Below are 19,230 nucleotides of genomic sequence, written 5' to 3'. Positions count from 1 at the left end.
CCGCGTTGTTTAGATTGCCCTTTGCCGAAGCGACCTTTCTCTCCAATGTAGAGCAAGCATAGTATTGCGAATTTTAGGTCTGTTTTTTGCCTGCAATCTGAGTCCCCGTGCGGCTGCAGCGAACTTCCGCTCTCCGCCCTCTGTTCAGAATCTAGCGATCGATCAGCAGAGTAGGTTCGGTTGCTTGCCCCTACCCTGCCCGCCTGATGCCGCCAATTTAAACTCCTGGTTTCAGTAACCTGCGCCCTGCCGGGTATCCCATAGACGCAGAATTTCTATCTGGGTGGGCATTACACGATAGATCAGCGTGAATGGGGTTCGCGGCACTGAGAGCTCCCGTATGTCTCGGCGTGTGTCACTCGGGTGACCTGCATAAGGGTTGGCTGCAAGAGTAAGCTGAATGGCTTTGAGCTGAGCTCGTGCCCTTTCGCTGCCTTCAGGAAAAACTGACGTGAAGTAGTAACGGAACCACTGAATGTCCCGGGCCATATCTTCGAGAAATACAATTTTCATTGGCTATTGGATTGCCCGCTTGCTGCCGGAGCCGAAAGTTCATTCTCGGTATCCCAGCTGTCTGTCCAGGCATTCATTTCGTCTGCCGTGATGAACTTGCCTTGGTCTGCTTTTTCAACAGCCGCATCAATGGCTGCACGTTTAGCGGCTTTGGATTCTAACATCATTCTAATTGCCCGTACGGCGAGTTGTGCAGGCGGTCGATCTTCGATCGCAGCTTCCCGTTCCAGGGTCTTTCTCAGGTCTTCATCGAGACGGATTGAATATGGGCTGGTACTCATCGCAATCACCTGTTTCCGCAGTGTAGTACAATGTAATACATTGGCATTCAGTTCACAATAGACCGATGGCATGAACTACATCTGTTGCTCTGAGCTCATGGGCGAGATGAGATATCATGGGTATGGCCTGCACTTCCGCGGATTTTTGAATTATGCGTCAACAATGCGGTTGGTTGCATATCTCCCCGATCGATTTTCGAGATCAGTGAGATCAAATAGGCTTGGTGAGATTTTATATTCTCAGCTCGTTGAAAAATATATCCGAGCACCATGAAACGGAGAGCTGGGCCATATGTCGATTTCATAGCATACCATGTCTGACCAAATCGTAGGTATTCTGCGATATCGTCCATAAGTCGGTCACAATGCGACTGATCCCGGGCAAAGCGAAGTTCCAAGCACAAACGTGGAAAGCTGCGCTCCATTTGATCTGGAGAAACTAGAATCTGAGATTGTTGTTCTTTCTTAACTATCGGATTCAAAGAGTCCTCTTTGTGCCCCTCATTTTCATGGTCATTGGCCCTCAAATTTTCTGTGTCTGCCTGTTTTATCTGGGAGATTTCCACAGAGATCTCCGCCAGAAGTTCGCCTAGTACATTTGCTTCTGGTTTGCGACGCAGAGCATTACGCACGGTGGTCATCAAATCTGAGATCGCGGTGTCGTCTGCTACGAGCTCTCTGAGGTGCGCCAGAGCGGCCGATACCTTGTCGCGGAGTACAGTGAACTCGAGAACTCGATCAGCGTGCCTCTGGGCTTCCTGGATGAGCTCAGAGTGCCGTTCAGATAAAGGCATCAAGGACAGTCCAGTTGCAGTGACCACCCTGCCCTGTCGGTTCCGACGTGCCCAACGTTTACCGTTTGCGCTCATGACGCGACGGATAAGCCCAAGCTCAACCAGCGCCGAGATATGGCGTTCAACAGTCTGCACGCTGACATGAGTTCGTTTGGCGATCGCTACGTTGGAAGCGAAGCAGATATGATGATCATCCTGATCCGCAGAAATCTGATCCCCACTCATAAAGGAAATCATCGCTCTCAGGACATTGAGAGTTGTGGATTTTACCCCAAGAGGTTCTCTGGCCTCTTCAACGGCCCGAAGAAGCATCCATTTTTTTGGCGTACAAGTCCCCTGCCCTGCCGTTTCCGACATGGTTGCTCCATTTGGAGCCAATGTTTTTAGTGTTTTCATTAGTTTTTGTCAGCAGACAAAGAAAACCTGTTCACCCAGAGGCGTTTTTTGTTGTCTCGTGATTCGCGGGCTGTTAGGGTTTAGGTGTCAAATCTATAACCACTAGTTGGTTTTCAGCCCTCGGAGCCTTAGGTTTCGGGGGTTTCTTTTTGCTTCCTCCTTTTGCTCGTTGCCTCATGTAGAGTTAACAGTTGTTAACTCGCTTTTTCCTCGGCGCCTTCTTTGAAACGCTCGTAGGATTCCTGAATAAATTGACCAAGGTTTTCCTCAAGCCAACGCGTATAGGATTCATTCTCTCCTGATCTTTTGATCGTCATGTTCACAGTGGAATTGCTGGTCTTGATGACAACGTCAGGTGCCGGTCGGATTTCTTGTGCTTCTTTCTTAGGAGTTAAGCTACCTAAGAGCCCGTTCAATCGATCATCGGAATCAGATGCGTTGAGCTTTTCCAGAGTTTTCTTTGCACTATTCGCTGTAATTGCCTTCTTTCGCAATGCTTCAGCGAGAGAAGTCCATTTCGGGCGACCAGACTTAGGTGCCGGCCCAATCATATCCCCGAGATCGTTAGGAATGTCGTTGGTAATCCGCTCCAATTGCGACAGCGTATTCTTGGATATAGCAAGTGCTGTGATCGCTTCCGAACGGTCATATCCCTGGTTGAGAATTTCGCGGGCGAACCGAGCCCTCTCATAATAACTGAGATCAACACGAGAAGAGTTCTCCAGACCTTTCGCCTGAAGCGCCTCTTTGTCATCGAGAGTCCGTACCAGCGCGCGTACAGGCTGGTTTAGATGCTGACAGGCCAGGATGCGACGGCGGCCATAAATAACCTCGAAGTGACCATCTACCTCCTCGGAAGGTCGCAAGAGGACCGGGACCTGTTGGCCGCCTGCTTCATTGATGCTTTCGGCTAGTTCTAGAACAGCCGCATCGACGTTCGGCTCGGCCTTTGAGTTAACAGGTGTTAACTCGACTCCAAGCCTGTCCTTTGGACCCCAAGGCAATATGAGCGAGGTATCGATTTCTTGGATTCCGCCGGCGCCAACACGGACGGAAGCTATGGTGCCTCGTGGAAGCGCGGCATTGGCACGCTCGGTTTTCGTAGGCGGAATGGGCGGGTTTCCGGCTGCCGCCGCAATCGCTGCAGCCATGCTGGTTTTGTTTTGTTTAAGTGCCATTTCAACGGCCCCACGCGGTTTGAATCATGTTTGAGACTTCGTGCCCGACGGCATCCATGCTTGATCGGGCGCGGTCATAGGTTGACCGTGTCATTTCTGATCGAACAACTTCGTACATTGTCATTTTCAGCATCGCGGCATCGGCAATCGCCGTGCTTCGCAGCGCAGTTGCTCCGATCACCCGATCCTGAAACAGCGCCCGCATCAGACTTACAATTTGCTGTGATGGGGTATCCGAGGGGTCGTCCCGTGTTATGAGGAACCGGAAATTGTCATGGACAATCGGAATCCCGGAGTTCTCAAACTCTTCCAAGTATGCCGAAGTCATTTCAAGAAACTGCTGCGTGGAGGCCACGTCCAACATGCTCGGTGTCAGCGGCACGATCACGGATGTTGCCGCAAACAATCCTGCTAGCGTCAAGAAACCCAATGAAGGAGGGCTATCGATAATGATTACATCATAGTTTGCTTCGACTTCTTCGATTGCGCTGGCAAGTCGATTATAGAAGGGAACGCCTTTTCGGGCGTAGACAGCGGTTTCCGTTTCAAACTCTGACAGGATCAACTGAGCGGGGGAAAGATCCAAGCCAGGGAAGTAAGTGGTCCGGATGCACTCGGACATCGGGACCGGGTCCTCGTAGCGCAGAGCATCATAGATCGAATTCCCCTCAAACTCGATTTCTGGCTGAATTCCGCAGAATCCGGTCAAGCTGCCTTGTGGGTCAAGGTCGATAGCCAGAACGCGATAACCTTGAAGCGCAAGATAGTGGCAAAGGTGAATGGCTGAAGTGGATTTTGCACTGCCACCCTTGAAGTTCATGAGTTGAATAACCTGAAGCTGGTCGGCATCGCGACGGCCGGGAAGGTATTTTCCGGGCTTTCTGGAACTGCCTTCAAGGATCTGGCGCATCGCTTTGATTTCGGCTCCGGAGTAAAAGCGACGGCCGTTCTTGTTGACTTCCGGCTCCGGAAGAGAGCCCTCAGCATGGCCCTTTCGCAAGAACTGTCCGGTTGTGCCAAACAGGTCGGCAACCTCTGTCGCGCTGAAGAGTCTGAGGGTCTTTGACAGTTCAGGAGAATACGCCTGAGTTAAGTGGGTCGTCAGTGCAACTTGTAGACGATCAGAGATTTCACGTGTAACGTGAGACTGCGTCGTCGCAGCAATTGGTGTGGTCTGTAGCATAGTTGCAGTTTTCCTGCTCATTTTTGTTTGGTTGCGCAACTTGAGTACATTTAGGCACTCGTATTCCGATTCATGTCAAGAGAAAAATCAATAACTTGTGGGTCGCTACGAAGCCTGCACAAGCGTTCTGAAGTTAACAGCTGTTAACTCACGTCTCCATTGGGTACTTAAGAGGCGCTTGGAGGTTGCATGGTTGCAGTAAAAGTTTGGCTTCGAAGTTCCAGTTCAGAGGGTTTCCTGACGTCGACCACTTTGTCCTTATAGCCAAGCGAAATCCTGTCAGAAATACTGCAATGCGCTCAGTTTGCTCAAGTTGCAGATGACTAAATCAAATGAGTGTTGAGCCTCACGCCGCTCAAAAACCGAATTGGTGGGGATTCTTGATAGGTGCCGGCAAGTTCACTGACTTGCCAGGGCGGGGCGCCGTCCAGCGCGGCTTGGGTCAGGAAACCCTAACGTAGCCAATGCGGTGAGGTATAATCCTTCGTAGTCCTGTCACCTTCAGTCGGTGTTTGACGATCTGGGCGATGGCGTCCAGGTTGAGGCGGCGTTTCCGCATCCAGCCAGATTTCGAGACCGAGTGAGACAGGGGGTTGTCCTCGATCCGACCCACTTTGATCCAATGCACCAACGGCTTCGCTGCGCGGCCCTTGCGCACCAACCGTGGAGTCTTGTCTTTTTGGGTGGTATCAACTACCAGCAGCGACAATTAATTTATGTAATTCTCGTTGAATTCCTTCAGCGACACATCCCCCAAAAAGATCCCGCCGATCACCGAATGCTGCCATCTACCCGAGGTCAGCCCAGTAACAGGATGATCCGGTCACGGTTGTCCCGGCACGAACCTTGAATGGTGACCATCTGCTGTTCGAGAATATCAAAGGTAATCGGATGGGCGGTGTTCGGGGCAAGGAGGTCGGCCCTGTGTTTGGAATTTGCGAAAGCGTAGGGGCGATGGTTAACCCTGCCACGGCGGTGAGCACTTATTTGCTCTGTCAGGCCGGCAATAAGAACGGCTTGATTAAACTACCGGGTGTGGAAACTTCAATTGTTGAACAAGTACCTTCGTTGGCATATATTGCCAATCAGGAGGCTTAAGCCATGGTAACCCGCAATGTCGTACTTACAGAAACGCAGGATCAACTGGTGCAGGACCTGGTTGCGTCCGGTCGCTATCAGAACGCCAGTGAAGCGTTGCGCGCCGGTCTTCGTCTTCTGGAGCGGGAAGAGGCGGGACTGGTGCCTCTCAGACAAGGCCTGCAGGAGGGCGTAGCCCAGGCTCAGGCAGGAGATCTGGCAGAAGGCGGCGGTACGGATGCGATCCGTCGTGCCTTTGTAAGGGCACGAACCAAAGCGTGACCAAACCCTTTCGACTGACACGCCGTGCTGAAGCCAGCCTGGTGGAAATTGCCCGATGGACCATCGACAAGTTTGGACGGCATCAAGCCGATCTTTATGAACAAGAACTGATAGCGCGCTGTCAGGCCATCACGGAGGGCAGGGCGGCCAGCCGCAGCTGTTCTATATTGGTAGAGGAGGCAGCTGATCTCAGATATGTACGGGCGGGAGAGCACTTCCTGGTCTACCTGGATCAGCCGGACGCGGTGATCATTGTTGATATCCTGCATTCCCGCTGCGACCTGCCGCGACATGTTTCCGCGCTGGCCACGTTAACGGATGCGACAGGAAACAAGACATAGGCACAGCAGCCGGAGTTTCCCTCAAGCTGGGAATTCTTTAAGAAGTCAGTATGTGCTCACCCCAATAGATCAGTCGCCGGGTTATCCGCGATGTCCACATCGTCGTAATATTTCTGTGCTTGGGCCATGGAACGATGCAGGGACAGGCGCATGGCGGCCAGGATCGGGGCACCGTCGAGTGCGGCCTGGGTCAGGAAGCCCGAGCGCAGCCCGTGCGGTGAGGCAAAACCCTCCGGCAGCCCAGCCATTTGCAACCGGTGTTTGACGATCTGATAGATCGCATCCGGGCTGAGGCGGCGGCTCAGCACGTGGTCGGCCTTGGAGATTGGCCGGAACAAGGGGCCGTCCCGAATCTCGCCCACTTCGATCCAATGCACCAGCGCCTGTGCGGCGCGGGATTTCAGCACCAATCGCGGCGTGTCGCCCTTGCTGGTGGTCTTGGTTTCCAGCAATGAAATCCAGACCCGACCTTTTTCCTCAAATTCCTTGAGCGACACATCCTCGTGCATCAAGCCGGTCAGTTCCGACCGGCGGCGCCCGCCGGAAGCCCAGCCCAGCATCAGTATGGCCCTGTCGCGGCAGTCCCGACGGCTGCCTCGGCAAGTGGCCAGCAACTGCTCGAGCACGTCGCGCGTGATCGGGTGGGCCGATTTCGGGGTCGGGGGCTTAGCGGCGGCGCGGCGGGCTTTGGACCGAGCCTGTTTGACTTGCGGCGTGCCAAAGGGGCTGGCAAGGTTCTTCATCCGGTGGAAGGCCAGCCAGGATGCTATGCGCCGGTCCAGTGTCGAGGGAGCCGGGCAGATGAGGGACTTGCGCAGCCCCTGAGCAATTAGCGCTTCTGCGGTTTCGCGCGCCATATCCGTTTCCAGTGCGTCGCTCAGGTCACGCGCGTGATCGAGGATGAAGGCGAGGGCGATGGCTTCGGATTCCGGCCAGTCCAGCGCCGTGCCAAAGCGCGCGGATTTCCAAGCCGTGATATAGAGCAGATCCCGCTCATAAGCGCGCAGCGTGTTGGCGGGCGTGCCGCGCACATACAGATCGGTCAACGCCTTCTGATCTTCGACTGAGAGGGCCGGGGAGGGGCTGGGCAGATAGGGCGCGGGGGCTGTCATGGGTGCTATTCTGCGCACCCTTTTTGGCAAAAGCAATCATATCTGATAAGCGATACTTATCGAGTGTGATGGAATGAACCCGCAATTACTCAGGTGACGATCATAATTGCCACTTTATGAGCGTAAGGTGGGAAAGGAGCCTGCAGCGAAGCCGAAATCAAGGGTTCGATCGGATTATCTGGAAAGATATTTTTCGGTGTTGTCACATTAACTTCCGGCCTACCAAGGAATGCTGATGCTCGGATTTCAAGCGGCTCGATTAGCGGCATCCCAGACATCAATTGCCTCGAGGCGGTGATATCGGATTGTTATGACTGAGCGCCGGAGTGCGGGGACACAGAAGCAATTTCGAACGGCTGAATGAGTTGTCACGAACCTCTGCAAACCTCCTGGGGACCGAAAACTCTGCATCGTCCGTTCCCGCTTTTGGAATGGGAGGTGGCTGTTTTCGGCGCGGTTATTGAGGCCCTTGTGCAACAGATCCCTTTGCGGAAACAACGTCAGATTCCGCATGCTCGCCAAATGAGCCTTAAAGTTTGCGATACATCCGAACAAAATCGCGAGATCCCCCATCAAAGATGTTTGCGTCCGGAATTCAACGGTTCAGCGACAGCAAGGTCTATAACTTGGCGACCCCCTTTCATCTCTAGAATCTACCAGACGGATGATCAGGGGATGCCGGCTCCATCAAAGCCGCAGCAGGTACCGGGAATCGACGATTCGGCTTTGGTATCCCGTACAGTGCGGGTAACTTCGGCTGCGGAAAGTCAAAAAAATACCGAAGATATCAGGATGAAATTGCGGGGGAATCTCCCATTAAGACCATCACTGACAAAAAAATACCTTGAAATCTAAGTTCAGGAGTGTGAAAAAAAGTTCATGATTGTGAAGCAAGCGGATCACTTACTTACGCTGTTAGAGCTGTTCGCGCAGGAAAAGAGACCGATGACAATGACGCAAATATCAGAAGCGCTGAGATTGCCTAAATCCAGCACGCATAATCTGATCGAGACCCTATCTGTTCGAGGGTATCTGTATGAGGTGCGTCAGCGTGGTGGGTTCTATCCCAGCCGCAAATTGCTCGCGACGGGCGAGGCCATTGCTTTCGGCGATCCTGTTACGGCGCTTATCAATGAATTCCTTGGGAAAATGGCGTACGAAACAGGCGAAACTGCGCTTCTTGCGTCCCGGGTAAAAGATGACGTGATTTATCTGGCGGTTGCGGAATCCCGGCAATCCATCCGTTATTCTGCCGAAGTGGGCAGCCGCAGACCTGTATATGCAACATCCGGTGGCAAGGCGATATTGTCGACGTTTCGCGAAGAGAAATTGAGTGCGGAATTGCAGGGAATTAGTTTCGTCGACCTGCGCGAAAACACCATCAGCGATCAGGATACGTTGAAAAAACGGATCAAAGAGGGGATTGCACAAGGGTATTTTCTTAATCTCTCAGAATACACACCAGACGTAACAGGCATTGGCGTCCCTATCGAAGTGGAAGGCCGCCAGCTTGGTCTTTCCGTAGCAGGACCGAACTACCGCATGGAAGGCCGATATCTCGAGTTCGCTGACTGCCTGCACAAAACCGCAGACGAGATTGTTCAAGCACTTCAGTCTGCCGGACTAAGCGCGGGAGCAGCGTCGAAAACCAAATGATTCAACCCCATTTAGGACAAGCGACCATGACTGTTGATGTAACGAACCTATTTATTCGCGAGTGTGACGCCAAAGCGTATGAACCCGCAGGGCATACTGGTACTGTCAACCGCCGATTGGTTGGTCCGAAACAGGGGACCAAGCATCTGGAAGTTGTGATCGGCACCATTGATCCTGGTCAGGGTGCAACTCCTCATTTCCATCCGGGGATTGATCAGTTCTGTTACATGCTGGACGGCGAGGCCGAAGTTACCATCGGTGAGACAACCCGTGTGATCGGACAGGGTGAGGGTTGTTTCTTTCCCGCCGAGATGCCGCACATTTTCGTCGCCAAAGGCGACAAACCCATTCGCGTCATGGTCGTTTATGGCCCGCCCTACGGCGAAGGCGCGCGCGTCGATCTATGACGCTCCTCAACGGATGACATAATCCACATCCCGGGGTGAGGAGGCCCCGAAACCATGAAAATCACAACCACTTTCAAGGCTGCGGCAGCGGCCCTGCTTCTTGCGGCCTCGACACAGGCAAAAGCTGAGACAATTTCCTTTGCCGACAGCTTTCCGCTGGAACACTACCTTTCGAAAGAGGGCATGGTGTTCTGGATGAACCGGGCAGAGGAATTGACAGGTGGCGAGGTTGATTTCCGCCACTTCCCGGCAGGTCAACTGGCTAAGGCCAAGGGCATTCTGCAAAAGGTTCGGGATAATGCAGTTCAGGCCGGCTATGTCGGTATTGGTTATGTCAGCGACCGGATGCCACTGAACGGTGCGTCGATGATTGCAGGCATGACCGGAGAATCCCTGCCCGGAAGCCAGGCATACTGGCAGTTGGTCAAGGAAGGCGCATTGCGCCATGAGTTCGACGAAAATGGCGTTGTGCCGCTGTTTGCGGCAGTGTTGCCAGCATACCAACTGGTATTGGCGGGTGACCCGATTTCTTCCACTGATGATCTGAAGGGCATGAAAATTCGGTCATCCGGAACCCTGAATCTGGCTGTCGAAGCTTTCGAGGGCACGCCAGTATCTTTGCCGGCGCCCGATATCTATCTGGGGATTCAGCGGGGTACGCTGGACGGGTCTTTGCTGCCGCCCGGCAGCGTGAAACCATATAATCTTCAGGAAGTTATAGGCTCCACCAGCACGAACGGCGCATTCGGGACTTTTGCAATTACTGCCGTGATGAACGCCGACGCATTCAACGCGCTGAGTAAAGACCAGCAAAAGGCTCTGATCCAGGCCGGGGATGAGACAGTGTCGCATCTTGGCGAATATCAGGACGCCAAGGTTGCTGAAGCCCTGCAGGAGTTTAGCGATCTCGGAATCGCTGTCTACGAGTTCGACGACGCAACGCTTGCGGCGCTCGAACCAATGATGGCTTCGGTCAAAGACGCCTGGGTCGCCCGTATGGAAGACCGTGGTTTGAATGCAGCTGAGGTTGTGTCTGAATTCGAAGCGGCTGTGGCTGCCGCCGAGGGCAACTGATCCTCCCCACCTGGTGCCGCTTATTCGCGGGCGGCACCTCTTTTTCTTCCAACGTGACCGAGGAGTTGATGATGCTCAATGTCTTTGAAAAACTTGAGAATTTGCTCAGTTGGATCGCCGGGATCTCGGTCTTCGTGATGATGATCCTGGTAAGTTGCGATGCCATCGGGCGCTATGCGTTCAAGTCGCCGCTGACGTTTCAGTTTGATTTCACTACGTATTATCTGATGGTTATCGTTGGCGTCTTGGCCCTGTCCTGGGGTGAGCGCAATGGGGCGATGATCCGGATCAATGTCGCGACGCGGTTTCTGCCAGAGCAGCTGAAAGGTCCGCTCTATGCGTTGAACAACCTTCTCGCCGCGTTGGTTTTTGCCCTTATGACGCAGGCGTCTTTCAAGCGCACAATGGAAACTTTGCACGAAGGTGACGTGATCTTCGGGGTCATCGATTGGCCGGTCTGGTTGTCATTAGTCTGGGTACCGATCGGTGCCGGTGTGCTTTCGGTGCGTTTGCTTATCAACGCCGTTCAATATGGATTTCTGGGCCGCCCGGTCATCGTCGGCAGCCACGAAGACGAATTGTAAGAGGGAGGGGAACTCATGGAAATTTTTATCGGCGTTGCCGCTCTTATCCTGTTGATCGTATTGGAAATGCCCATTGCGTTCGCGCTGATGTCTTCAGCCGTACTTGGGTTGTGGATTACGGGGGGTGGAGCCCTTGTAACCAGTTTTCTGGGCGATGTGCTGCACGAGGAAAGTGCGAACTATGTTCTGCTGACGGTACCGATGTTCGTGCTGATGTCGCAGTTCATGGCCAAGTCCGGTATGGCTCGTGATATCGTTGTTTGTTGTGATCTGTGGCTGGGTCGTGTCCGCGGCGGTCTTGCCGTCGCCTGTGTGATGGCGAGCGCCTTCATGGCAGCCGTGATCGGCTCCAGTACCGCCTCGACCGCGACCATGTCCACGGCAGCCTACCCGACCATGCGTGAAGTTGGATATTCTGATCGTCTGTCGGTGGGTGTCATCGCCATTTCAGGCACGCTGGCGATCATGATCCCGCCCTCAATCATTCTGATCATCTACGGTATTCTGACAGAGGTTTCGATTGGCAAGTTGCTGATTGCCGGGGTCGGGCCGGGATTGCTAACTGTGGTTGGATATACGACCGCAATCATGGTGATGGGTGCGTTGAAGCCCGAAGCTGTCCCCGCACGTCCAAATTTCGACCGCCCAGCTGCAATTGCCTCGATCCGTACGGTTTGGCCTGTCTTCCTGCTGATGACCATCGTGATTGGCGCGCTTTACAGTGGCATTGCTACTCCGACAGAGGTGGGCGCCATCGGTTCCTTGTCGGCGTTGATAATTGTCCTCCTGATGCAACGGCTTCAGGGCAAGGAGTTTCTGGCCTCACTGACGGAAACCGTGCGCACGACTGTTATGATCATTGCGATCATCTCTGGCGCATTGATGTTTGGTTATTTCCTGACACTGACACAGGCAACGCAAAACCTGCTGGATGCGATCCGCGATGCTGGAATGCAGCCCTGGACAGTAATGATCATCCTGGTCTTCGTTTACCTTATCCTTGGTATGCTAATGGACCAACTGGCCATTCTGGTGCTGACCGTTCCGGTTACTTTTGCCCTGATTTCACAGCTCGGGTTTGATGGCATCTGGTACGGGATCATCATCACCAAAACGGTTGAGATAGGACTGGTTACACCGCCGCTTGGGCTCAACATCTTTGTGGCCTCAAGTCTGACCAAAGTTCCCGTAGGCGAGTGCTTCAAGGGTGTAGCTCCGTTCATTCTGGTCGAGATCATAATTTTGGCCCTGCTGCTCGCGTTTCCGCAAATTTCGTTGTTCCTGCCCGGTCTGATGGACTGAGCTAAATCAGTCAGGAGAAAACCATGTACGATCTTCTCAAAGGTGTTCGCGTTCTGGACCTGACGGCTGTGGTTCTTGGTCCTCTGGCCACACAGTATCTGGGCGATTTCGGGGCCGATGTTATAAAAGTGGAGCCGCCATCGGGCGATATATTTCGACATGTCAGGCCTGCCCGCTCCGATGGAATGGGCGCGGGGTATTTGAACTACAACCGCAACAAACGTTCGATTTCGCTGAACCTGAAGGAAGATCAGGATCGGGAAAGGTTTATGGCGCTTTTGGCGAATGCCGATGTTCTGGTGCACAATATGCGCCCCGGGGCCGCCAAAAGACTTGGGCTGGATCCGAAAACAGTACGGGCTGCTCATCCGCAACTCGTCTATTGTGTTTCCGCAGGGTATGGCAGTGGCGGACGCAATGCCGAACACCCAGCCTATGATGACATCATTCAGGCGGCGTCCGGCGTTGCCCATCTGAACCGCAACCAGAACGATGAACCCAGATTTCTGCCAACGATCATCTGCGACAAGGTCGGCGGAATGCATCTGACGATGGCAGTGCTTGCCGGCGTCGCGCATCAGGCGAAAACGGGGCAGGGATGCTTCATCGAAGCACCGATGTTCGAGGGTATCGTTTCTTTTCTGATGTCCGAGCAACTGGCAGGAGAGACGTTCCGTCCACCATTGGGTGGCGTAGGGTATGAGCGGCTGCTGTCACCACATCGCAAGCCGTTTCCCACCAAAGATGGGTTCATAGGTGTGCTGCCATACAATGGAAAACATTGGGCCAGCTTTCTGAATTTTGTTGGAAGAACAGAGCTGGCAACTGCCGAGTGGGTTCAGGATTCCGCGGCACGCAGTGACAATATCGGTAAGCTGTATGCGGTTGTCGCAGAGGAAATGCCCAAACGAACAACCTCTGATTGGCTTGAGGTTCTGCGCGGGCTGGACGTTCCCTGCACACCAATAAATGCGCTGACAGATCTTCTCGAGGACGCCCACCTGGCGGATGTTGGCCTGTTTCTGGACATTGACCATCCGACCGAAGGTGCGCTGCGGGCCATTCGCTCGCCGTTCTGGGTGGAGGGCGCAGAGAAATGCCCCGACCGGGCGGCGCCGACACTTGCATCCCGAAACGAAGAAATTGCGTGGTCACCACGCAGATAATCGAAAAGGAAAAGCACATGTTGAAAGGAAAGACTGCCATTGTAACTGGCTCGACCAGTGGGATCGGGCTTGCTATCGCGGCAACCCTTGCCGAGGCCGGGGCCAATATTGTGCTGAACGGTATTGAACCGGCCTCGCTCGCAGAGCCTGTGGTTCGTGATCTGGAACACAAATGGGGTGTGCGCGTCCTGTTTGACGGCGCTGACATGCGCGATCCGGCTCAGATCGAGGCTATGATATCAGGTGCAGAAAACAAGCTCGGCTCTGTAGACATTGTGGTCAACAATGCAGGCATACAGAATGTCGCCCCGGTGGATGAGTTCCCGGTGGATAAATGGGATGCGATCATCGCCATCAACATGTCTTCGGCATTTCACACAATACGTGCGGCGCTTCCCGGAATGAAAAAGCGCGGTTGGGGGAGGATCATAAACCTCGCATCGGCGCATGGGCTTGTCGCGTCACCTTACAAGTCCGCATATGTGGCGGCCAAACACGGTGTGGTTGGCCTGACCAAGACCGTGGCATTGGAAGTAGCCGAGCAGGGCATAACCTGTAACGCGATCTGTCCCGGTTACGTGCGCACGCCGTTGGTGGAAAAGCAAATACCCGCCACCGCTGCAGCACGCGGCATTACCGAGGATGAAGTGATCCGGCATGTCATGTTGGCGGCTCAGCCAACAAAGCGATTTGTCGATACAACTGAATTGGGGGCTTTGGCCGTATTTCTGTGTTCCGAAGCCGCCGCGTCGATGACGGGAACCGCCCTGCCTGTTGACGGGGGCTGGACCGCGCACTGATACGGGGAAACTCATGGTAAACAAGGTTATTACAGCGCAAGCTGCCGCAGCATTGATCAAGTCCGGTGACACTGTGACCACATCGGGTTTTGTCGGTATCGGTGTTCCTGATGAGCTGTTGAACGCGCTTGAGGCCCGGTTCTGCAGCACGGCAGAACCGCGCGATCTAACTTTGTTTTTTGCAGCCGGGCAGGGCGATGGACAGTCGCGCGGTCTGAACAGGTTAGGGCACGAAGGGCTTCTAAAACGCGTCATCGGTGGGCATTGGGGACTGATCCCCAAGGTCGCACAGCTGGCGCTAGAAAATCGAATTGAGGCGTATAATCTTCCGCAAGGCGTGATCAGCCAGATGTATCGCGACATCGCGGCGGGTAAACCCGGCACACTGACCCATGTTGGACTGGGCACGTTCGTCGATCCGGCACAGGACGGTGGGCGGATCAACGAGATAACCACCGAAAACCTTGTCGAACCGGTCACGCTGGCGGGAAAAGAACTGCTGTTTTACCGTGGACTTCCGCTGAATGTCGCTTTGTTGCGGGGCACCACTAGCGACTCTCTTGGTAATGTCTCGATGGAACGAGAGGCACTGACGATCGACAACCTGGCACAAGCGATGGCTGTTAGGAATTCGGGCGGTGTCGTGATTGTGCAGGTCGAACGTTTGGCGGCGGACAATTCCCTGAACCCAAGACACGTTGTGTTGCCATCGACCTTGGTCGATGCTGTGGTTGTGTCGGAGCCGGCACACCACGTTCAGACCTATGCCACTGTCTATTCGCCACAATTTGCGGGTCAGCTTCGGGCGCCGGTGGGCGAGGCAAGCCCGGTGCCGTTGGATGTACGCAAGATTATCGCGCGGCGGGCAGCATTCGAGCTGCCGGTCAATGGTATCGTGAACCTTGGGATCGGTATGCCGGAGGGTGTGGCCGCCGTCGCACGGGAAGAAGGGTTGTTGCGGCACGTGACCTTGACGGCCGAGCCGGGTGTGATTGGAGGCGAACCAGCTTCAGGCCTTGATTTTGGGGCCGCAGTCAACACCGACACGATCATTCCGCAAAACAACCAGTTCGATTTTTATGACGGCGGCGGGCTGGACCTTGCGGTTCTGGGAATGGCCGAAGCGGACGAAAGTGGCAATGTGAATGTTTCGCGCTTTGGTTCCAGGCTTGCCGGTGCAGGCGGGTTTATCAATATCTCTCAGAACGCACATAAAGTCGTATTTGCAGGCACTTTTACGGCCGGTGGGCTAAAAGTTGGCATCGAGAACGGTCAGCTGGCTATTCTTCATGAAGGGAAGGCTCGTAAATTCCATCAGGCGGTGTCACAGGTCACGTTCTCAGGAATGCGCGCGCAGGCAGAACACAAACCGGTCCTGTTTGTGACCGAACGTTGCGTTTTCGAACTTGATCAGGACGGACTCGCTCTGACCGAGATCGCACCGGGAATTGATCTGGAACGGGATGTTCTTGCGCATATCGCCTTCGAACCTCTTATCCGCGATCTTAAGAAAATGGATCCGCGGATTTTTCTGGATGAACAGATGGAACTGCGTTCGGAACTTCTGCATTTGGATTTACCGTCGCGAATTGGTCTGGACGGCGAAGGTAAACGATTGTTTATCAACCTCAGCAAAATGCGGATCAAATGGCCAGCCGATGTCGAAGCTATACGCAGGCGCGTGGTCGAGCTGTGTGACGGTTTGGCCGGACCGGTCGATGCCATCGTCAATTATGATGACACGGTGATCGATGAGGATATCGAAGAAATCTATGCCGCGATGGTTCAGAGGCTTGAATCCGAATATTATCAGACTGTTACCAGATACGCGAACTCTGCTTTCATGCGCGTGAAGCTGGGTGAACGGCTTTTCCCCCAAAGGCAACTTCACATCTTTGAAACTGCCCAGGAAGCGCAGAGATTCCTTGGCTATCAATCAACCCCAGGGGCACGTGATGAGTGATAGGGTGACGATCTTCGAAATGGGTCCGCGAGACGGGCTTCAAAACGAAAAAACTCAGATCGATACAAAAGACAAGGTTCGTTTGGTTGATATGCTCAGCAATTGCGGGTTTAAAAAGATCGAAGTGACCAGCTTTGTCAGTCCTAGGTGGGTTCCACAGATGGCTGATGCGTTCGAGGTGATGGCCGGGATCAATCGGAAACCCAACGTAAGCTACGCAGTTTTAACGCCGAATTTACGCGGGATGAAGGACGCGTTGCGTGCTCAGGCAAATGAGGTGGCGATCTTTGCGTCAGCCTCCGAAGGATTTAGTCAAAAGAATATCAATTGTTCGGTGTCCGAAAGCCTTGAAAGGTTTGCCTCAGTATTGGAGTTGGCCCAGGACCATGCTGTTCCAGTGCGCGGCTATGTGTCCTGTGTGACGGACTGTCCGTATGATGGGCCGACTGATCCTGCTCGAACGGCTTTGGTAGCGCAGGCTTTGACCGATCTTGGTTGCTCCGAGATCAGCTTGGGCGACACGATTGGACAGGCCACACCGGAAAGCGTTTCTCTGATGTTGGATCGAGTGACCGAGGTCGTGCCCGCAGACCGGTTGGCAGGGCATTTTCACGATACCAAGGGAAGAGCCCTGGACAATATCGAGGTCTGCCTGGATCGGGGGATTCGCGTGTTTGATGCCTCTGTCGGTGGATTGGGTGGTTGTCCCTATGCGCCGGGTGCCAAAGGCAATGTTGCCACCGAAGACGTCGCGGAAATCGTCGCTGAACGCGGGTTCGAAACAGGGCTCGATGCCGTTCGGTTGCAACGTGTTGCTCAGTTTGCGAAATCCCTGAGGAGCGGAACATGAACAATTATGAGACTCTTTCTCTAAGCATTGATGATCGCGGTGTTGTCTATGTGGCTTTGAACCGACCCGAGAAACGCAACGCGTTGTCCGCATTGATGATTTCGGAGTTAACGGAATTGGCGCAAACCATCGGTTCCGATCCAAAAAACCGTGCCATGGTCTTGTCCGGTGCCGGAGACATATTCTGTGCGGGCGGCGATCTTGGCTGGATGATGGATCAGATTAGAGCGGATCGCGAAACCAGGATACGCGAAGCGCGAAAGCTGGCGGAAATGTTAAATGCCCTGAATGAGATGCCGACGCCCCTGGTTGGGCGAATTCATGGCGGCGTATTCGGGGGTGGTGTTGGAATGGCGTGTGTCTGCGATGTAACCGTTGCCACCAGATCAACCAAATTCGGGCTGACCGAAACGCGATTGGGGCTGATCCCGGCGACCATCGGACCATATGTACTATCGCGTATGGGAGAGGGCATGGCGCGGCGCGTGTTCATGTCTGCACGCATTTTTGACGCGGATGAAGCCAAGACAATCGGCATTGTCGCCGAAGTTGTTGAACCGGAGGAGCTGGACGAGGCGGTAGAGGCACAGGTTACCCCCTATCTGTCTGTAGCTCCGGAGGCAGTAGGTTCGGCTAAGCAACTGGCACGGTCTTTGGGCCCCCGGATCGACGCGGAAGTCATCGACGACACGATCCGTCGGCTGGCGGATACCTGGGACAGCGCTGAAGCCGCCGAGGGAATTGATGCCTTTCTGAACAAGCGAAAACCAAAGTGGGGCAGCTAAGCATGAGCCTTCCCCACTGACCTGGTCCACCGTTGTGTTTATTAATGAGACGATCGATATCGGACGCATTTCGATGCGTAGTTTCGTCTTCTATTAACCAGGTGATTGTCAGCCGTCATACATGGCGCGGGCTTCTTCGACCCTTTCGAAATGGTCCTGGGCCCATAAAACGAGGGGCTTCATGACATCCACCAGATCTTTGCCCAATTCAGTCAGTTCGTAAGTGACTGCCAGCGGTGGTCCGGAATGCACAATGCGTGTGACATAGCCGTCGCGCTCCATTGAACGCAGGTTTTCGGTCAGCACTCTTTGGGTGATGTCCCCAATTATCCGTTTTAGCTCGCCAAAACGCATCGGACCATCTTCAAGCGCCAGCAGCAGCAACGTCTGCCATTTTCTTGTCACGTTGGCGAGGACATTTCGAACCGGACACAATTTGCCTTCTTCGTCGGTCGTCGCAGTTACCGGGAGCATACTTGGTTCCTTTTTGGTGCGTAATTGATACTTGGTGCGGAAATGATACTTAAAGCGCACAACAACGCAACCGAGAATCAAAGGAACCGGAAATGACCCCCAAAGAAATCGTCCTGAACGCCGTCGCTGCCATTTTCACCAACTTCGATCCCGAGGCCGCCGAGCAGCTTCTTGCGCCGGGATATATCCAGCACAACCCAGCGGTTCCGACCGGTGCGGCGCCAATTGTGGGCTTTATCCCCGGTCTGAAAGAAAGCGGTATAGAAGTAGCCACGCACCGTGTATTGGCAGAGGGTGATCTGGTCGTCCTGCACAACACATATTCCAATGCTCAGGCCTTTGGTGCCGATGCTTTGGTTGGATTTGACGTGTTTCGTGTAGAGGATGGCAAAGTTGTCGAGCATTGGGACAATCTGGCGGCCGTTTCCGAACCCAACCCGTCTGGTCACACGCAAACCGATGGTGCAGTCGAGATCGTCGATCTGAATAAGACCGAAGCAAACAAAGTGTTGGTAGTCGATTTCGTAAACACGATTCTGCGTGATGGCAAAGGTGATCAAATCACCGACTTCATCTCGACGGAAACCTATACCCAACACAATAGCCAGATTGCCGATGGGCTGGATGGTTTGGGTGCAGCTCTGACCGCCTGGGCCGAGCAGGGCATCACCATGAAATACGATGAAACCCATCTGGTCGTTGCCGAAGGCAACTTTGTCTTTACCGCGTCAGAAGGCACTTTGGCTGGCACCCCGACTGCGTTTTTCGATCTGTTCCGCGTTGAGGACGGCAAAATCGTCGAACATTGGGACGTGATCTCGGACATTCCATCAGAGATGGCGCACGAAAACGGCAAGTTCTAAGCGCTCGGCTTAGTCTCAGCAGGCTTTCTGGCCTGCTGAGCTCACCATAAAACACCCGGGGTTATGAATTGAAACTGTCTGCTTATAAGCAAGAGATACGCCTTTACGAAGCGTTTGTTCCCGCGACCGGGAATCCACACGTTGCGTTA

21 protein-coding genes and 1 pseudogene are annotated in these 19,230 nt (G+C 53.9%); 14 read left to right on the top strand and 8 right to left on the bottom strand.

Annotated features, from left to right (window positions below; genetic code table 11):
• Nucleotides 1–231 precede the first annotated feature (231 nt).
• From AC2FJZ_RS17455 to repA, 5 genes are all read right to left on the bottom strand, one after another.
• The gene (locus tag AC2FJZ_RS17455; RefSeq protein WP_496779287.1) at nucleotides 232–489 is read right to left on the bottom strand and encodes a type II toxin-antitoxin system RelE/ParE family toxin; all 258 of its coding nucleotides are present in this window, start codon (nucleotides 487–489) and stop codon (nucleotides 232–234) included.
• A gap of 20 nt (nucleotides 490–509) precedes the next feature.
• Nucleotides 510–866: a CopG family ribbon-helix-helix protein gene (locus tag AC2FJZ_RS17450; protein ID WP_496779235.1), complete on the bottom strand. Its 357-nt coding sequence runs from the start codon at nucleotides 864–866 to the stop codon at nucleotides 510–512.
• A gap of 23 nt (nucleotides 867–889) precedes the next feature.
• Complete coding sequence (locus AC2FJZ_RS17445; RefSeq protein WP_496779233.1) at nucleotides 890–1,984, bottom strand: helix-turn-helix domain-containing protein; 1,095 nt, start codon at nucleotides 1,982–1,984, stop codon at nucleotides 890–892.
• Between the two features lie 194 nt (nucleotides 1,985–2,178).
• Nucleotides 2,179–3,162 (bottom strand): plasmid partitioning protein RepB, encoded by a 984-nt coding sequence (gene repB, locus AC2FJZ_RS17440; RefSeq protein WP_496779231.1) that lies wholly within the window; start codon nucleotides 3,160–3,162, stop codon nucleotides 2,179–2,181.
• A gap of 1 nt (nucleotide 3,163) precedes the next feature.
• A complete protein-coding gene (repA, locus tag AC2FJZ_RS17435) occupies nucleotides 3,164–4,345 on the bottom strand; it encodes a plasmid partitioning protein RepA (protein ID WP_496704136.1) in 1,182 nt (393 codons plus the stop codon).
• 846 nt (nucleotides 4,346–5,191) lie between these two features.
• Between repA and AC2FJZ_RS17430 the strand changes: the two genes are divergently transcribed.
• Genes AC2FJZ_RS17430 through AC2FJZ_RS17420 form a run of 3 tightly spaced genes read left to right on the top strand, consistent with a single transcriptional unit; the run spans nucleotide 5,192 to nucleotide 6,045 of the window.
• Nucleotides 5,192–5,443 (top strand): hypothetical protein, encoded by a 252-nt coding sequence (locus tag AC2FJZ_RS17430; RefSeq protein WP_496779229.1) that lies wholly within the window; start codon nucleotides 5,192–5,194, stop codon nucleotides 5,441–5,443.
• 3 nt (nucleotides 5,444–5,446) lie between these two features.
• Complete coding sequence (locus AC2FJZ_RS17425; RefSeq protein WP_496779227.1) at nucleotides 5,447–5,704, top strand: type II toxin-antitoxin system ParD family antitoxin; 258 nt, start codon at nucleotides 5,447–5,449, stop codon at nucleotides 5,702–5,704.
• Nucleotides 5,701–6,045 carry a type II toxin-antitoxin system RelE/ParE family toxin gene (locus AC2FJZ_RS17420; protein ID WP_108862329.1) on the top strand — a complete coding sequence of 115 codons (345 nt, stop codon included), beginning with the start codon at nucleotides 5,701–5,703 and terminating at the stop codon, nucleotides 6,043–6,045. Before AC2FJZ_RS17425 ends, AC2FJZ_RS17420 begins: the two co-directional genes overlap by 4 nt.
• Nucleotides 6,046–6,101: 56 nt before the next feature.
• Here the strand turns inward: AC2FJZ_RS17420 and AC2FJZ_RS17415 are convergent, their stop codons facing one another.
• Both AC2FJZ_RS17415 and AC2FJZ_RS17410 read right to left on the bottom strand, forming a co-directional pair.
• On the bottom strand, nucleotides 6,102–7,157 hold the full coding sequence (locus tag AC2FJZ_RS17415; protein ID WP_496779224.1) for a tyrosine-type recombinase/integrase: 1,056 nt from the start codon (nucleotides 7,155–7,157) through the stop codon (nucleotides 6,102–6,104).
• A gap of 246 nt (nucleotides 7,158–7,403) precedes the next feature.
• A pseudogene (locus tag AC2FJZ_RS17410) lies at nucleotides 7,404–7,631 on the bottom strand (DDE-type integrase/transposase/recombinase); the annotation flags it as partial.
• Nucleotides 7,632–8,036: 405 nt separating this feature from the next.
• Between AC2FJZ_RS17410 and AC2FJZ_RS17405 the strand changes: the two are divergent.
• The 10 genes from AC2FJZ_RS17405 (at nucleotide 8,037) to AC2FJZ_RS17360 (ending at nucleotide 17,744) form a co-directional block, all read left to right on the top strand.
• Nucleotides 8,037–8,813 (top strand): IclR family transcriptional regulator, encoded by a 777-nt coding sequence (locus AC2FJZ_RS17405; RefSeq protein WP_496779222.1) that lies wholly within the window; start codon nucleotides 8,037–8,039, stop codon nucleotides 8,811–8,813.
• A gap of 26 nt (nucleotides 8,814–8,839) precedes the next feature.
• Nucleotides 8,840–9,220, top strand: coding sequence for a cupin domain-containing protein (locus AC2FJZ_RS17400; RefSeq protein ID WP_496779220.1), 381 nt, complete (start codon nucleotides 8,840–8,842; stop codon nucleotides 9,218–9,220).
• A gap of 54 nt (nucleotides 9,221–9,274) precedes the next feature.
• Nucleotides 9,275–10,294, top strand: a complete 1,020-nt coding sequence (locus tag AC2FJZ_RS17395; RefSeq protein ID WP_496779218.1) for a TRAP transporter substrate-binding protein — start codon at nucleotides 9,275–9,277, stop codon at nucleotides 10,292–10,294.
• A gap of 71 nt (nucleotides 10,295–10,365) precedes the next feature.
• A complete protein-coding gene (locus tag AC2FJZ_RS17390; protein ID WP_496779216.1) occupies nucleotides 10,366–10,878 on the top strand; it encodes a TRAP transporter small permease in 513 nt (170 codons plus the stop codon).
• A 15-nt stretch (nucleotides 10,879–10,893) separates the two neighbouring features.
• Nucleotides 10,894–12,180, top strand: coding sequence for a TRAP transporter large permease (locus AC2FJZ_RS17385; RefSeq protein ID WP_496779214.1), 1,287 nt, complete (start codon nucleotides 10,894–10,896; stop codon nucleotides 12,178–12,180).
• Between the two features lie 23 nt (nucleotides 12,181–12,203).
• Nucleotides 12,204–13,346 (top strand): CaiB/BaiF CoA transferase family protein, encoded by a 1,143-nt coding sequence (locus AC2FJZ_RS17380; RefSeq protein ID WP_496779212.1) that lies wholly within the window; start codon nucleotides 12,204–12,206, stop codon nucleotides 13,344–13,346.
• A gap of 17 nt (nucleotides 13,347–13,363) precedes the next feature.
• A complete protein-coding gene (locus tag AC2FJZ_RS17375) occupies nucleotides 13,364–14,146 on the top strand; it encodes a 3-hydroxybutyrate dehydrogenase (protein ID WP_496779210.1) in 783 nt (260 codons plus the stop codon).
• A gap of 13 nt (nucleotides 14,147–14,159) precedes the next feature.
• Nucleotides 14,160–16,109: an acyl CoA:acetate/3-ketoacid CoA transferase gene (locus AC2FJZ_RS17370; protein WP_496779208.1), complete on the top strand. Its 1,950-nt coding sequence runs from the start codon at nucleotides 14,160–14,162 to the stop codon at nucleotides 16,107–16,109.
• The gene (locus tag AC2FJZ_RS17365; RefSeq protein WP_496779206.1) at nucleotides 16,102–16,959 is read left to right on the top strand and encodes a hydroxymethylglutaryl-CoA lyase; all 858 of its coding nucleotides are present in this window, start codon (nucleotides 16,102–16,104) and stop codon (nucleotides 16,957–16,959) included. Before AC2FJZ_RS17370 ends, AC2FJZ_RS17365 begins: the two co-directional genes overlap by 8 nt.
• Nucleotides 16,956–17,744, top strand: a complete 789-nt coding sequence (locus tag AC2FJZ_RS17360; RefSeq protein WP_496779204.1) for a crotonase/enoyl-CoA hydratase family protein — start codon at nucleotides 16,956–16,958, stop codon at nucleotides 17,742–17,744. The genes AC2FJZ_RS17365 and AC2FJZ_RS17360 overlap by 4 nt, the downstream gene beginning before the upstream one ends.
• A gap of 108 nt (nucleotides 17,745–17,852) precedes the next feature.
• Here the strand turns inward: AC2FJZ_RS17360 and AC2FJZ_RS17355 are convergent, their stop codons facing one another.
• On the bottom strand, nucleotides 17,853–18,218 hold the full coding sequence (locus AC2FJZ_RS17355) for a winged helix-turn-helix transcriptional regulator (RefSeq protein ID WP_496779202.1): 366 nt from the start codon (nucleotides 18,216–18,218) through the stop codon (nucleotides 17,853–17,855).
• 92 nt (nucleotides 18,219–18,310) lie between these two features.
• Here AC2FJZ_RS17355 and AC2FJZ_RS17350 point away from each other — a divergent pair, with 92 nt between their 5' ends.
• Complete coding sequence (locus tag AC2FJZ_RS17350) at nucleotides 18,311–19,081, top strand: nuclear transport factor 2 family protein (protein ID WP_496779200.1); 771 nt, start codon at nucleotides 18,311–18,313, stop codon at nucleotides 19,079–19,081.
• The last annotated feature ends 149 nt before the right edge of the window (nucleotides 19,082–19,230 follow it).

Source organism: Ruegeria sp. CDSA079 (assembly GCF_059612245.1).
The sequence above is the reverse complement of the archived record's forward strand: the minus strand, read 5'-3'. Positions and strand labels throughout refer to the sequence as shown.